The sequence below is a fragment of the Phycisphaerae bacterium genome (assembly GCA_035384605.1).
Lineage (GTDB): Bacteria > Planctomycetota > Phycisphaerae > UBA1845 > PWPN01 > JAUCQB01.
The window spans coordinates 17,479-31,111 of sequence record DAOOIV010000065.1; the positions used below are offsets into that span (position 1 = coordinate 17,479).

Here is a 13,633-nt window from a genome sequence, read left to right on the forward strand (position 1 = left end):
GGCGTGTGGATCTGGCTCACCAGCGGCGTGTGGATCTGGCTCACCAGCGGCGTGTGGATCTGGCTCACCAGCGGCGTGTCGACCTGGCTCACCGATGGCTTAGCTACGCCGTGGGCGTGGTGATGGGGCGGTTTCGCCCCGGCGTCCAAGGGGCGCTCGGTTGTGGCCGCTTTGACGCCCGCACTGCCTCGGGCCTGAGGAGACTGGTTGTCTCCGACGGGATTGCTGAGCTGTCGGGCGATGGGGGAGACGACGTGGCCGAGCTGGTGATGCGCGTGCTGAGGATGACGCTTGGGGATAGGGGGACGGAGGAAGTGGTCGGCTATGCAACCGGCAAGCATCGCGATTTGATTGTCGGGCTGCGCAGATACCTGGCCGGCCGCTTCTTTCGTGACCATTTGCGTCGGTATCACGGTCGTCCGGTCTATTGGCTGGTGCAGTCTTGCGGGCGTGGGTATAGCGCCTACCTGTATTACGAGCGGCTCAGTGTGACGGCGCTCGAACGGCTGCGAGGCCCGCAGCATGTTGCCGGTCGGTTGAGCGAGGCGATTGGGCGAGGTGATAGCTCGTTGGCGGCTGACTTACAGGCGTTGAATGAGGCGATCGAGCGTATCTTGAGCGCATCGGACGAGGAAGGCCGAACGGTGGGTTGGCAGCTTGAGCCTGATGACGGTGTTCTGATCAACGCCGCGCCGCTGAGCGAACTGTTGTCACCCGTCTGGAAGGAGCCGGCCGAGTGCTGGAGGCGTTTGTCGGCCGGCGAGTACGATTGGTCTTTCACGGCCGCCCGCTATTGGCCGCAGCGTGTGCGGGGTAAGTGCGGCGAGGCCAAGTCGCTGGATCTGGCTCACAGTGCTGCACGGGCCCGCGCCGGGTGAATTGAGGCTCGCCGGTCCGGTGTAAGCCGGCTCAAATCGCCCATCCGCCGAGAAACATGACCAGCAGCAGGAGCAGCGCGCCGACCACGATCGTGGGCGCGAACAGGATGTAGCCTATTCTGCTGGCCAGCAGGAAGAACAAAACGATCAGGCCCACCCCACCGAGCTTGTTAGCCAGCGCCGACGCGAAGTTGGGCAGGAAGCTGTGCAATGCGCCGAAACCATCCAGCGGCGGGAGGGGCAGCAAGTTGAGATTCGCCAGCGCCAGGTTGATGAGCACTGCCGTCGTGCAAATCTTGATTCCCCCGACCCACAACGAGGCGTAGGGCACGCCCGGCAAATGGAGGCGCCCCAGAAGCAGTGCCACCGGGTCGAAATACCGCTCGGCCGGGTGCACAACGCCGAGAAGGATAATAAGGACCATGAGGATGTTTGCCGCGAAGAGGGCCAGCATCAGGTTCAGGGATACGCCGGCCAACGAGACGCCGAGATTGCCACGCCGGAAGTTTCGGTACTTCTGCGGCCGGACGGGGACGGGCTTGGCCCAGCCGATGACGGTGTCTCCCGGTAGAAGACTGAGCACCAATGGCACGATGATACTGCCGAAGGGATCGATGTGCCGGATGGGATTGAGGTTGAGCCGGCCGAGGTCGCGGGCCGTCGGATCGCCCGACCACCAGGCGGCGACGCCATGGGCGATTTCATGGAAGATGATCGACACCACGAGCACCGCAAGAACCACGACGTGGTGCCAGATGGGCTGCGGTTGTTTCCGGATTCCTTCCTCGGGCAGCGTGCTCGCGGGCATCGGCGCAGGTTCCTCAGTCTCTTCGAGCACGGGAATGTCGTCCGTCTCGTCCTGCTCGTGCTCCGGAGCAAATGAAGTGACGGGAGGCGCATCCTGCGACTCCTCCTGTTCCGCATCGGAATACTCGGTCTTGGCAGCAGCGTGCTTGCTGCGTATGTGATCCAAGGCCATCTTTGCGACGTTGAATCCGGCCAGACCTGCGCAGCCCAGGGAAAAAACGGAGATGGCCAGTCCGGCAACGCCAACGCGGCGGTCGTGGAGTCGACGTTTGTCGCGAAACAGCAGGATCAGTGACAGGATGAACAGGGCGATGGCCGGCAGGCTTCCCACAAGGGGTATCAGCGCCGGGACGGCCAAGATCCATGCCGCGCACGCCGTGCCGGATGCCACAGGCTCGACGGGCTGGTCTGCCAGAGGTTCCACAGCGGACCTGATGATCAACGTCTCGCCGGGCAGAGTGATCCCCGGCGCGGCGGTCTCGACGGCGGCTTCGTCAGCGGCCTCGGACGGCCGGTTCCAGTATGCCGCCGGAGCCAGTCGCTGCGCCTCTTCGCGTTTTGCCTGGGCCTGTGCGGTCTGGCCGAGGGTTTCGAGCGACTTGGCCATCAGTGCGGCCAAGAGCGATCGATCCACCAGCGACAGCACGGCCGGATCGATTTGAGACAACAGAGAGATGGCTCTCTCATGCTCGCCAAGTATTTGCCAAGACTCGGCGAGCGCCAGGTTCGCGACGGGTCGAAGGCGCCGATGCTCCGGGTACTTGGCTGTCAGCTCGTCGATGGTCCGTGCGGCGTCGACAACGGCCGCGCGATCACCTGTGTGAGCGGACAGCTTGGATCGCAGGCCGGTCAGGAGAGCACGAAGGACAGGTTCCTTCAGGTCGATGGACTCCAGAACGGCGAGATAGCGCTCGCAGAGGTCGTATTGTCCGCTCTCCAGGGTGGACTCGGCCCCGCCCAGCAAGGATAACCCGTGAATGGTGCGCAGGTAGCTCGCGCGAAGCTCCGCGGCGCCGACGGCGGCCTCGGGATTGTGAGCCGCGGGGATGGACCTTGTCCTCTGCGTGCCCTGTTGGAGGACCCATTCGGTCAGATGTAACACCTCCGCGTGCCGCCCGAGATTCTCGAGCGCCTGGATCGCCGCCGCCACCCAGCGGTTGGAGACTTGCCCGCCGCGCCGATCGCTTTCCTGGCGGGCGATCTGCCAAGCCTCTTCGAGTTGGCCAAGGTTGTTCGCGCAGAACATCGCGGTTGCGCCCCATTCGATCTCCGGTATGCGATGCTTCTGGAGTACTTCGGCCAAGGCGGTTAAGTGCTGTTCGCATCGCGTCGCGTCGCCGATCGTGGAATGGACCATCGCAGCACATTCGTGGAGAATGGCCTTGGTTCTCGGATTGCGGGCGATACGCAATCCTCGATCGCACCATTCCAGGGCCTCCTGGCACCGGCCGAGTTGGTTAAGCCGGGCGCCGACGAGCGCATCCAGGAGGCCGGGGTCGAGGATCCGTTCAATCATCGCCGCCGGGAGCCAGGATCTGCGCAGCCGCATCGCTGCGTCCAGTGCAGCGGTGTAATCGCCCTCCGCCGCGGCTATGTTCGACTGCCTCACCAGGCGGCGGTACATCGGCCAAGTCAACACGACAGCGGCGACGAGGATTCCTAGGTCCTGTTGACATTCATTGTAGCGGTTTTGACGCCTTTGCCGATGTTGTTACGGATGTCACGGGCCATGGATGGTTCGTCTGGTTGGTTCAGGGAGGAACGCGGCCATGCGACGGCACGAGATCGGCGACGAGCAATGGAACAAGATCAAGGATTTGTTGCCCGGCAAGCCGAGCGACCCGGGGCGAACAGCCCGGGACAATCGCGGGTTCATCAACGCGGTTTTGTGGATCGCCAAGACGGGGGCTCCCTGGCGTGACTTGCCGGAGCGTTTTGGGAACTGGAACTCCGTCTTCCAGCGATTCAACCGCTGGGCCAAACGCGGCGTATGGCAGCGGTTGTTGCGGGCCTGGCAGGATCCGGACTTAGAGCGTCTGATGCTCGACTCGACTATCATTCGGGCCCACCAGCACGCCGCGGGGGCGAGAAAAAAGGGGGCGATGATGAGGCCCTGGGGTGGTCGCGTGGCGGATTCGGCACCAAGCTGCACCTGGCCGTCGAAGCCCAGGGCCGTCCGGTGGAACTGACGCTGACGGGGGGCCAGGTTCACGACATCACCCAGGCGAACCGATTGCTGGCTGACCATAAGCCGGACTATGTGATTGCGGACAAGGCGTACGATTGCGACGAACTGGTGGCCGAAATCAAGGACCGCGGGAGCACGCCGGTGATTCCTTCCCGGGCGGGTCGGACGGTCCAGCGACGTGTGCTGAGGAAGCAGTACCGGCAACACAACCTGGCGGAGCGATTTGTGAATCGGATCAAGCGTTTTCGTCGCGTCGCCACCCGCTACGAGAAAACCGCCCGGAACTTCATGAGCTTCGTCCAACTCGCCGCCCTCTTTTGTTGGATGACCTGAATGTCAACACGACCTAATACGGCCATCGGCCAGGAGGCAATTGAGAAGACTTGTTCGATCACAATGCACCTCTCGCCTGGGAACCTTTGCGTGCAATTGGTGGCCATTCTATGCGGCGGACGCACGTGGGGCCAGCCGATGGGTCTGAGAGCGGGCCGGAGGCCGGGGATGGTATCCGCCCTTTGGGGCGTTGTGCCTCGCGGTTCGGTGTTCGGACATTGTCCGAAAAGTGCGCCCGCCCCGGTATAATCACCACGCTGTTGTGCCGGAGGGGCGGGCGGCTGTTGACCATGAAGCTCTTGAGCGGGAGTACGACGTGGCTGACGCAAGAATCGGGATCATCGGCGGTTCGGGACTCGGGCAGGTCTTGGCCGAGCAGGTTGGCGGCAAGCAGGTGCAGGTGGAGACGCCGTTCGGGAATCCGAGCGGCCCGATCCTCCTGACGCGATGGGCGGGTTCAGATATTGCTTTTCTCTCACGTCACGGACCCGGCCACCTGCTGAATCCCTCAAATGTGCCGTATCGAGCGAACATCTACGCTCTGAAGTCGTTGGGAGTCACGCACATCGTGGCCAGCGGGGCGACCGGCAGCCTGCGAGAGGACATCGAGCCCCGCCATCTGGTCATCTGCGATCAGGTCATCGACCGGACCTTCCGTCGAGAAAGCACCTTTTTCGATCGCGGTATCGTGGCGCATGTTGAGTTTGCGGAGCCTTTCTGCCCCAGGTTGCGAGCTTTGCTCAGGTCGGTCGGCGAGAAGATCGGCGCTCGCGTCCACTCGGCGGGAACCTACGTATGCATGGAAGGACCGCAGTTTTCGACGGTGGCCGAGTCGCGTATGTATCAGCAGTGCGGCGGCGACCTGATCGGCATGACCGCGATGCCCGAAGCCAAGCTTGCCCGCGAGGCCGAAATCTGTTACGCCCTGATCGCCTTGCCCACTGACTACGATTGCTGGCGGCCTCACGAAGCGGGCAAAGATCGTGAGGCCCTGCTGCGAGAGATCATTGGCAATCTCAACGCCGTCACCACCAACGCGATCGAGCTTTTGCGGGCGGCAATGCCGGCGCTGGCGGGGCAGATCGATGCCCCTTGTGCCTGCCGCGAGGCCTTGGCGATGGCCATCTGGTCTGACCGCTCGCGTATCGCCTCCGCGGACGTGGAGCGACTCAGCCTGCTCGTTGGCCGGTACTTCACGTGATTGGGGGCGGTGGCTGCGGTACCCATCAGGTGAATAGGCCCATGGATCGTCAAATGTATCTCCGTCGCCCGCAGCAATTCTTGTATTTGAGGTTGCTCCCGCACGGACATGGATCGTTCCGCGAGACGCGATGACCGGGCGACAGCCTGCCCGGGCGAGACGGGGATAAGTCGTGACCTTCGTCCCATTCTCCGGGGTCTTTCCCGGGCTCGACATACCGAATCCGGCAGGATGTACGGTGCTTGAGCGCCGCTGAAATGATCAAGGTCGCCAAGGCGACCTCCTGTTCGAATGTTGCGTTTTTCGGATCGATGGAGTTGATATTGCCGCGATCGGCGTCGAGCTGATGCCAGATCTCTTCGAGGACTTCAACAGTAACGGGCAGAGCGGCGCCGGTGGTCATTGAAAACTCCGGCATGTCGACGATTCGGCTCGCCAGCAGGAGACCGGGAACCGCCATGCGACTGAACGACTCGTCCGCAATGAGCCGCCGTTCGTTTCGCAGCAAATCGACGGCCTCGATGCCGAGGGAGGGGGCAACGGCGGTCACTGCCAAAAAACGGTATTTGCTGTTGCACATGGCTTGGAGTGCCAGCGTCTCCGCCGACCCTTCGGGATACGGTGAGGTTGCGGCGAAACGTGAGATCACCGTAGCGCCCTGGTCGAGCCCGAAGAAGATGCAGTAATCCATCAGGACGTCCGTTTCGTTAATGTCGTCGAACACCAACGTGCCTCGCACCATCATGCCCAGCGTTCTTGCGCACGCGTCGAGCGTGTTCTTGGGTATCTTACCAACCAACCGGTTGGCCAGTTTGGAGGTGATCGCGCGGGTGCGGCGATACTCTTCCAGAAGCCGCGTGCACTCGGCGGCGGGAACTGGAGAAGGTAAAGGGCTGTGGCGGGCAGCCTCCACGCAATCGATCACGCCCCTCATTCCGTCAAGCAGAATGCTGCTGATGGACATTTCCGGTGTCTCCGTGGCTAGTAAACCCTGTCGGCCTCGCGAAGGATGTCTTTCCGTCGGTAGGTCGATCTGACCAGATCTTCATTTCGAATGGCAAACCGATTATCGATGTTTCTCACCTGTCTTACCGAGCCGTCGAAGCTGAGGATGTTGAGTTGCCGGGCCCTGTGATTGGTTCGCGTGTATGACGGGTCGATGGTGATGAGCGAGTTCATGTCCAGGGCCAAGGCCGTCGCCCGTTGCCCGATGCCGTTCAGTCCGAGTCTGTCGAGTTGTCCGCGACCGTCGGTCTCATCCAACTGCCGGTAGAGGAAGGAGCAGAACCCCGGAGCCATTTTCCGCATCAGGATCTTGGCCAGCTCCTCCACGGGGTCGTTCGAATCATCTCCTGGACAATAGAGAACCTCGGACGTGATGTTTTGCTGACAGAGGAGCAATCCCAGCGCCATCCTGGAGCGGATCGGCTCTTGCGGTCCGGTCCAGATCTGGCTGGTGGCCACGGTGCCGTCATTGGACTCCAGGATTCCGCCCAGACTCTGGACGACCGGACCGTGCGGAATGACGCGGCAAGCGTTGGCATAGGCGGTGATGCCCGTGCCGATTTGTCGCAGATTGCTGCCGCAGATGGCAAGGCGGGCCTGGTCGCGGACGCGAGACACGGCGGGCAGCAGGATCGCCACCAACAAGGCGATGATGGCAAGCACAACCAGCACTTCGATCAGGGTGAACGCCGGCCGGCGACATGTTCGCATCGCAGTTCCTCGGGGTCTTCTCGACGACCGGAAGCCAATTGTACCGTGTTGGGTCGCCGCCGCCAGTCCGTATTGCGTTGACATCGCCTTTCCGTATGGCTACGTTAGCACATGGCCGTGGATGGTCGGGATGGTTCCCACACGCCCTGTTATTGCCGCGAGGGGCGGCCCTTGCAGAAGGGCCGGTTCCGTTGCCTGCCTTGTTGCTTTTCTTCGCAGCAGTCGGAGGTCCTCGGATGAACGCGCATCGCAAACTCGACCGGCTCGTGGTCTTGGGTCTGCTCGTGCTTGGTGGGTGCGGCGAGGATTTCTGGGGCAGCAAGAAGCCGACTACCCGCCCGTCGGGCACGCTGCCCGACCTGGACGCCATGCGACGTTCTGTTCAGTCTGTCGCGATGGAGGGGACAATCGGCTCGGTGGCCAACCTGCAGGGGATGCGCTACATGCGGGTGCGAGGCTACGGGCTGGTGTGGGGACTGAACGGGCAGGGTAGCAGGTTCTGTCCTCCGGCGATACGCGAGCGGATCCTGCGAGACATCCGCCGGTTCCGGCTGGCAAACCCGCATCTGGAGAGGAATCTGACGGCGGAGGAACTGATCGACAGCATGAATACGGCGGTCGTGGAGGTCACCGGTGACGTGCCGGCCGGCGCGCAGGAGGGGACCGTATTCGACGTGGTTGTGTCGGCGGTGGCAACCAGCCCGGACGCGCGGTCGCTGGCCGGCGGGCACCTCCTGCCCTGTGAGCTCCAGATCCTTCAGGAAACCTCGCCAGGCGATGCGATCGAGGGGCGGACTCATGCCAAAGCTCGCGGGCCGGTTTTCACGAATCCCTTTATCGGCTCGAGCACGCAGCCTGCGGCCGACACCAGCCTTTTGGAGGGCAGAGTGATCGGCGGCGGCGTGAACACTCTGAAGCGCCGACTCGGCCTCGACACATTTGTCCCGTCCTATCGGACGGTTCGCGAGATTGCCGATGCGGTCAATCGTCGTTTTGTCGGTGACCCGAAGATCGCGGATCCCATATCTTCCAGCCACGTCGATCTGAGAGTACCGGATGAGTATCGCGGAAGGGAAGCTCGGTTTATCGAGTTGGTGATGCACTTGCCCTTGTCGCCGTCACCTGCGGTGAGAGAGATGCGTACCAAGGCGCTGATCAGCGCGTTGTCGAGTTCGATCGAACCGCCGGAGGACGCGGCTTTGTCATTAGAGGGAATCGGGCCTTCGGTGATTACCATGCTTTCGCCGCTCTACACGCATCCCCAACGCCAAGTGAGCTGGTACGCAGCCAGAACCGGTTTGAGACTTGGTGATGCCCCCGCCTTGGAGGTGGTTGCCCGCCACGCGAGAGACCCCAAGAGCCCCTATCGCATGCAGGCGATCCGGGAGATGGGTAGCTGCCGCCGAATGGCGTTGGCAACCACGGTTCTTCGAGAGCTTCTGGACAGCCCCGACACCTGGGTCCGCATTCGGGCTTACGAAGCCCTTCGAACGGCCGACCGGTCAGCCATGGTGTCCTTGGTGGTCGGCCGTGAGCCCGGGAACTTCATCCTTGACGTGCTGCCCTCGGCGGCGTCTCCCCTGATCTACGCGAGACGAAGCGAGGTCCGACGGATCGCACTGATTGGCGCGGACCAGATGTCCTTTCGGCTCCCGCTGTTTTACTCCAAGCCGGGCAAGCAGGTGACTTTGTCGGCCGCCGCGGGCGATCAGAAGCTGACCGTCCTTCGCAAGGAACTCAACAAGGTGGCGGGTGAGTTCAAGGTTCCGCTCTCGGTCGTGCAGATGACTCGTTTCATGGGCGAGGACCCGAGGATGGGGCCGGACAAGACGCCGGCGGGACTTGGCCTCGATTATGCAGCGGTGCTCGACGTGTTGTACACCCTTTGTCAGGATGGGGCCCTGAACGCCCGCATGGAATGGGAACAGCAGAGCATCGAGGACCTGATCGGCCCCCTACGGCCGAGGGGGCGCCCCGAATCTGATTTATGATCTTCGCCGCATTATCATGACCGATGTCGGTCTTTACGTTCACGTTCCCTTTTGCCCTCGCAAGTGCGGGTATTGTGATTTCTATTCGATTACGCCGGACGATTCACTGGTTGCCGGCTACATCGATGCGGTCTTGAGCGAACTCGATGCCGTTGTCGCTGAAGACCGCGTGCGTGTGGAGACCATTTTCGTCGGCGGCGGCACACCGACCATCCTGCCTGAGTCGTCTTTGGCCCGCTTGATGGAGCATCTGGCTCAGATATACCGGGTCCACCGCGTCGTTGAGTTTTCCGTGGAAGCCAATCCGGCTTCATTGACAGAGGAAAAGGCTTTCCTGCTCAGGGAGGCGGGGGTAAACCGCGTGTCGATCGGGGCTCAATCGTTTGTGCCTGCCGAGCTTGAGATCCTCGAACGGTTGCACCGTCCGGAGGATATCGCTGCCGGCGTCGAGCTGGCTCGTCGGGCAGGTTTCGAGCACCTCAATCTGGACCTGATTTTCGGGGTACCGGGTCAGACGCTTGACACGTGGAACAGGTCGCTGGGAGCAGCCATCGACTTGGGGCCTGACCATGTCGCGTGTTACGGATTGACCTATGAGCCAGGCACGCCTCTGGCTGTCCGACGCGATTGCGGCCAGATTACGCCCGTCGATGAGGAAGTCGAGACCGAAATGTATATGCGGGCCATCGACCGCATGGCCGAGGCCGGTTTCCAGCAGTACGAGATCAGCAACTTCGCTCGTCCTGGCGCCGAGTGTCAGCACAATCTCAGGTACTGGCGGAACCGGCCCGGAATTGGAGTTGGGCCGGCCGCAGCCAGTTACTTGAACGGCTGCCGGTGGCGAAATGTCGTCAGTGTGGAGGAATACATAGCCAGGGTTCGGGCGGGGCGGAGTACGGCGGTGGATGTCGAGTGTCTGACCCCCGTTGAGCGGGCCGGAGAAATTGCCATGCTTCGGCTTCGCACAAATGAAGGTATTCTTTGCGAGGAATTTCGAGCGGAAACCGGCTATGACGCGCAAGAGTTGTTCGCTGAGGCCATCCGGAGTCATTGCAGGGCCAAGCTGCTCACTGCCGACGATGACCGGATCGCCCTTACCCGAAAGGGGCTGCTTGTGGCGGATGCCGTGATCCGGGACTTTCTCAAGCCGAGCGGCTGCTGAGCGTCGTGGACACCGATGGCCGGGCGGCCTGCTTGTGGGAGGTTCGGCAGGCGTCTGTGAGTTTATCGAGACAGCGGAGGCTGGCCGTCCGGTCGGAGGGTTACGGGCCGAACGTTCTGACATTTCCCACTTGACAGTCTTTGAAGCTTCCGGCCTAATGTTGCACCAACGCGCACCGGTGAGTTGTCGCGCCTTGGTCTGCGACGACGTGTTGCGGTTTGTGCCAGTGGCCCCGATGTGCGGGCACACATCAGCAGAAGGAGATACATATGGCAGCGTGGAATATCTTGGGTATGGCAACGTGGAATATCGTTCTTATTGTTGTGCTGGCCGTTCTTGTGGTTGCGCTGCTGATCATCAAGAAGAAGCAGCAGAGCTAGTGCCGTCTTCGGCGGATCAGTTGTGCACCGGCGAGCAGGTTACTCCGCGTCGAGGCGGACGCTTCGGCTGCGAAGGCCCAAAGCCGCCGCGGGCACCCGCCGAATTGCCGAAACTCGGCAACCGCAGCAGGCGCTAGTGTTTTCGCCGCCCTGCAAGCGACTGCAGGGAAAGGATTGGCAGGACTGAATGTCGAGCGGGCTTCTCGCAGTGCGGGATTGCCCGCTCTTGTTATCGGGCCTTTTGACTCTCCAGACCTTCCCAGCAATAGCCGATAACTTCGTCGAGCCGAGGGCAGCCGACCGTATGCCCATGGTGGGGCAAGGTGCGGCGCAGCGTTGTGGACGTCAGCGCGGGTGCGCGGTGATCAAGAGGTCAGTTGCGGCCTGTCGGCTCGGCAGGTGTTCCTGATGCGCGTTCTACTGATCCAGCCGCCCGTCGACCTCTTCGACCACGATGAGAAGCAGTCGATGCCTCCGCTGGGACTGGCCTACATTGCGGCCGTTCTGGAGCGGGCCGGCCATGAGGTTGCCATTCTTGATTGTGTGGTGGCCGCGTTCCAGCGTCTTCGTCGGCTGCAGGACGGACGACTTCGACACGGTCTGGATGCAGAAGGGATCGTCAAGGAAGTCTGCAGGTTCAAACCATCCCTTGTCGGCGTGTCGAATCTCTTTTCGGCCCAGTCGCAGGCCGCGCACTTTGTGTGCCGTCTTGTCAAAGAGACGGACCCGGCAATCGTCACGGTGATGGGCGGGGCTCATCCTTCGGCAGTGCCCAATGAGGTGCTCGGCGATCGGCACGTTGACTACGTTATACAGGGTGAAGGCGAGTTGGCGATGCTGCGTCTGGCAGACGCCTTGCAGCGGGGCCGTCGTATTCCGGATGACCCATCGGGCTTGGCTTTTCGCGAAGACGACACGATTCGAGTCTGTCCGCCGGGGCCGCGGCTTGTCGATCTGGATTCGCTGCCCTTGCCGGCGCGTCGTTTGTTGCCGATGCAACACTACTTCCGGTATCGGGCGCCGCACGGCACGGTGGTTCGGCGGCACCCGTGCACCAACATGATCACGTCGCGAGGTTGCCCTGCTCGTTGCAGCTTCTGCAGCATCCACACCGTGTGGGGTCGCAGATTTCGCTGGCACAGCGCCCGCCGCGTCGTGCAGGAGATCGACGTTCTGGTGCATGACTACGGCGTGCGGGAGATCCAGTTCGAGGACGACAATCTCACGCTCAACAAACCGCGCATGCGCGAGATCTGCCGGAGGATCATTGAACGGCGATTCGATTTGTTCTGGACGACGCCGAACGGCGTAGCCACGTGGTCGCTGGACGAGGAGCTGTTGGCGCTGATGCGACATGCCGGCTGTTATCACGTTGCGATTGCCGTGGAGTCTGGCGTTCAGGATACGCTCGATCGGCTCATTCGGAAGCCGTTGGACCTTCGCAAGGTTCCGCCGCTGATCCGGGCGGCCCGCGCGCTGGGCATGGGGGTTTCGGCGTTTTTCGTCGTCGGTTTTCCGGGCGAGACGCGTGCCGATATCGAGAAGACGTTCGACTATGCGATGAACCTGGGTGCCGATCACGTTCATTTCTTCACTGCGACGCCGTATCCGGGAACGGATCTGTTCCGGCAATGCGTGGAAACGGGTTTGTTGAAGGCGCCCGTGGATTATGCGCAGCTTCGCGTGGGACACCCGATGTTCGATACGGCCGAGTGGAGCGCCGACGAGCTGGTCGCGATGACCCGCGCGGCCCAATCCAGGTTTTACCGCCAAACCGCTGTTCGACGGCCGGTGCGATTCGCGGCCACCGTTGCCCGGAAGTTCGCCCGCGAACCACGTCTGACCACGCGCAGGGCCTGGAACGTGCTTTTTGGGAGGCAAGGCATCGATATCCGCAGCGGGGGACCGGCCGCCGAGGCGACGCCGTTGTCATCGCGGACTCGCCTCGGCGAAGTGATGGAGGAGACCCCTTCGATGCCTGAGGGCGTCGCGCCCGGCGGGACGCGGAGCCTGAATCCTTGATGAACATGGGTGGCAGACCGAGCCGCCGAAACGCCCGACGTGCTCGGACGGTCAGTGGAGCCGCGACGGGAGCGAGGAAACCGCGGAGGCGGGGATACCCTTGCACGAGGCCCTGGGGGGCTGCTGTAAATGCATGCCCTGTCTAGAATATTTATACATTTTTACCTTGTCTACGCGGTCTATTAACACATTGGTCTAGCTTGAGCTACTAGCAGGCTCTTTTCGACAAGGCGTGGTCATCCCTGCGGCTCAGGTCGGCGGGGCTTGGGTTTGTTCCGCCATGACTATGGTCGGACCGTTCGTGACGCGAGGAATCCGGCCAGCGGACGGCGAACGGGGCAACCAGCAATGACGATGCATGGACGAAGGAGTGTGAAGCACGAATGAATGTTGGGTTTGTTTGGCGATTTGATTGGTGAGCGAAGAGGATTCGGTTGGTGACCGGCGATGTATCCATGGTCGCGCTGCGCGTAATGCGTTTCACGTGCGAAGGTTGTGGATTACATGGGCTGAGGGATGGCGAGGTTGCACAGATCATGGCGTTTCTCCCCTGGCCGGCTGCGGGATCAGTTTAGTTGAAGGCCGTGATCCTGCGCGGTTGGCGCGCAGGGTCTCCGCCGGTGTTATCGGGAGGGAGAACACGGGGGGTGCTCCGGAGGGGGCGGTTGGAGCGGAGCGGCGGCGAATTGCGGTTGCGCTTGATGTTGGGTTTGTGTGACGCGGGGGAGCGGTCAAGGTGGCGGCAGGTCGGCGCCCTGCTTCGTCGGGGCGACTTGGCGGGGCTGTGACCTGCCCTACCTGCTTCAGGATTCGTTTGGAGGCGCATGCCCACGCAAGGCCGTGGGCATGGCACCCGGCGGACCTGCCCTACCTTCTCGCGGAGGATTGCAGTCGTCATGAATGCTGAATGCGGAAAGGATTCCGCAGGGGATGCGGCCCGGAAAGGATTCCGGGC

At 62.2% G+C, this 13,633-nt stretch carries 8 protein-coding genes and 1 pseudogene; 6 read left to right on the plus strand and 3 right to left on the minus strand.

The features are described from left to right. Window positions 1-878 (plus strand): hypothetical protein (locus tag PLL20_14190; protein HPD31140.1); only part of this gene is annotated, 878 nt, incomplete at its 5' end. Window positions 879-909: 31 nt separating this feature from the next. Here PLL20_14190 and PLL20_14195 read toward each other — a convergent pair. Continuing rightward, the gene (locus tag PLL20_14195) at window positions 910-3,234 is read right to left on the minus strand and encodes a site-2 protease family protein (protein HPD31141.1); all 2,325 of its coding nucleotides are present in this window, start codon (window positions 3,232-3,234) and stop codon (window positions 910-912) included. Between the two features lie 220 nt (window positions 3,235-3,454). On the opposite strand from PLL20_14195, the gene PLL20_14200 reads away from it, so the two are divergent. Together PLL20_14200 and mtnP are read left to right on the plus strand one after the other, a co-directional pair. Continuing rightward, a protein-coding gene (locus tag PLL20_14200) for an IS5 family transposase (GenBank protein ID HPD31142.1) occupies window positions 3,455-4,206 on the plus strand; the annotation gives its coding sequence in 2 pieces (ribosomal slippage) (window positions 3,455-3,772 and window positions 3,775-4,206; 750 coding nt in all). A gap of 316 nt (window positions 4,207-4,522) precedes the next feature. Next, a complete protein-coding gene (mtnP, locus tag PLL20_14205) occupies window positions 4,523-5,407 on the plus strand; it encodes an S-methyl-5'-thioadenosine phosphorylase (GenBank protein ID HPD31143.1) in 885 nt (294 codons plus the stop codon). 49 nt (window positions 5,408-5,456) lie between these two features. Here the strand turns inward: mtnP and PLL20_14210 are convergent, their stop codons facing one another. Continuing rightward, window positions 5,457-6,371 (minus strand): SEC-C domain-containing protein, encoded by a 915-nt coding sequence (locus tag PLL20_14210; protein HPD31144.1) that lies wholly within the window; start codon window positions 6,369-6,371, stop codon window positions 5,457-5,459. 596 nt (window positions 6,372-6,967) lie between these two features. Then, window positions 6,968-7,123, minus strand: a pseudogene (locus PLL20_14215) (type II secretion system protein). Between the two features lie 236 nt (window positions 7,124-7,359). Between PLL20_14215 and PLL20_14220 the strand changes: the two are divergent. The 3 genes from PLL20_14220 (at window position 7,360) to PLL20_14230 (ending at window position 12,678) form a co-directional block, all read left to right on the plus strand. Then, window positions 7,360-9,114, plus strand: a complete 1,755-nt coding sequence (locus PLL20_14220) for a flagellar basal body P-ring protein FlgI (GenBank protein ID HPD31145.1) — start codon at window positions 7,360-7,362, stop codon at window positions 9,112-9,114. Between the two features lie 16 nt (window positions 9,115-9,130). Beyond that, window positions 9,131-10,276: a radical SAM family heme chaperone HemW gene (hemW, locus tag PLL20_14225; GenBank protein HPD31146.1), complete on the plus strand. Its 1,146-nt coding sequence runs from the start codon at window positions 9,131-9,133 to the stop codon at window positions 10,274-10,276. Between the two features lie 734 nt (window positions 10,277-11,010). Beyond that, window positions 11,011-12,678, plus strand: coding sequence for a radical SAM protein (locus PLL20_14230; protein HPD31147.1), 1,668 nt, complete (start codon window positions 11,011-11,013; stop codon window positions 12,676-12,678). The last annotated feature ends 955 nt before the right edge of the window (window positions 12,679-13,633 follow it).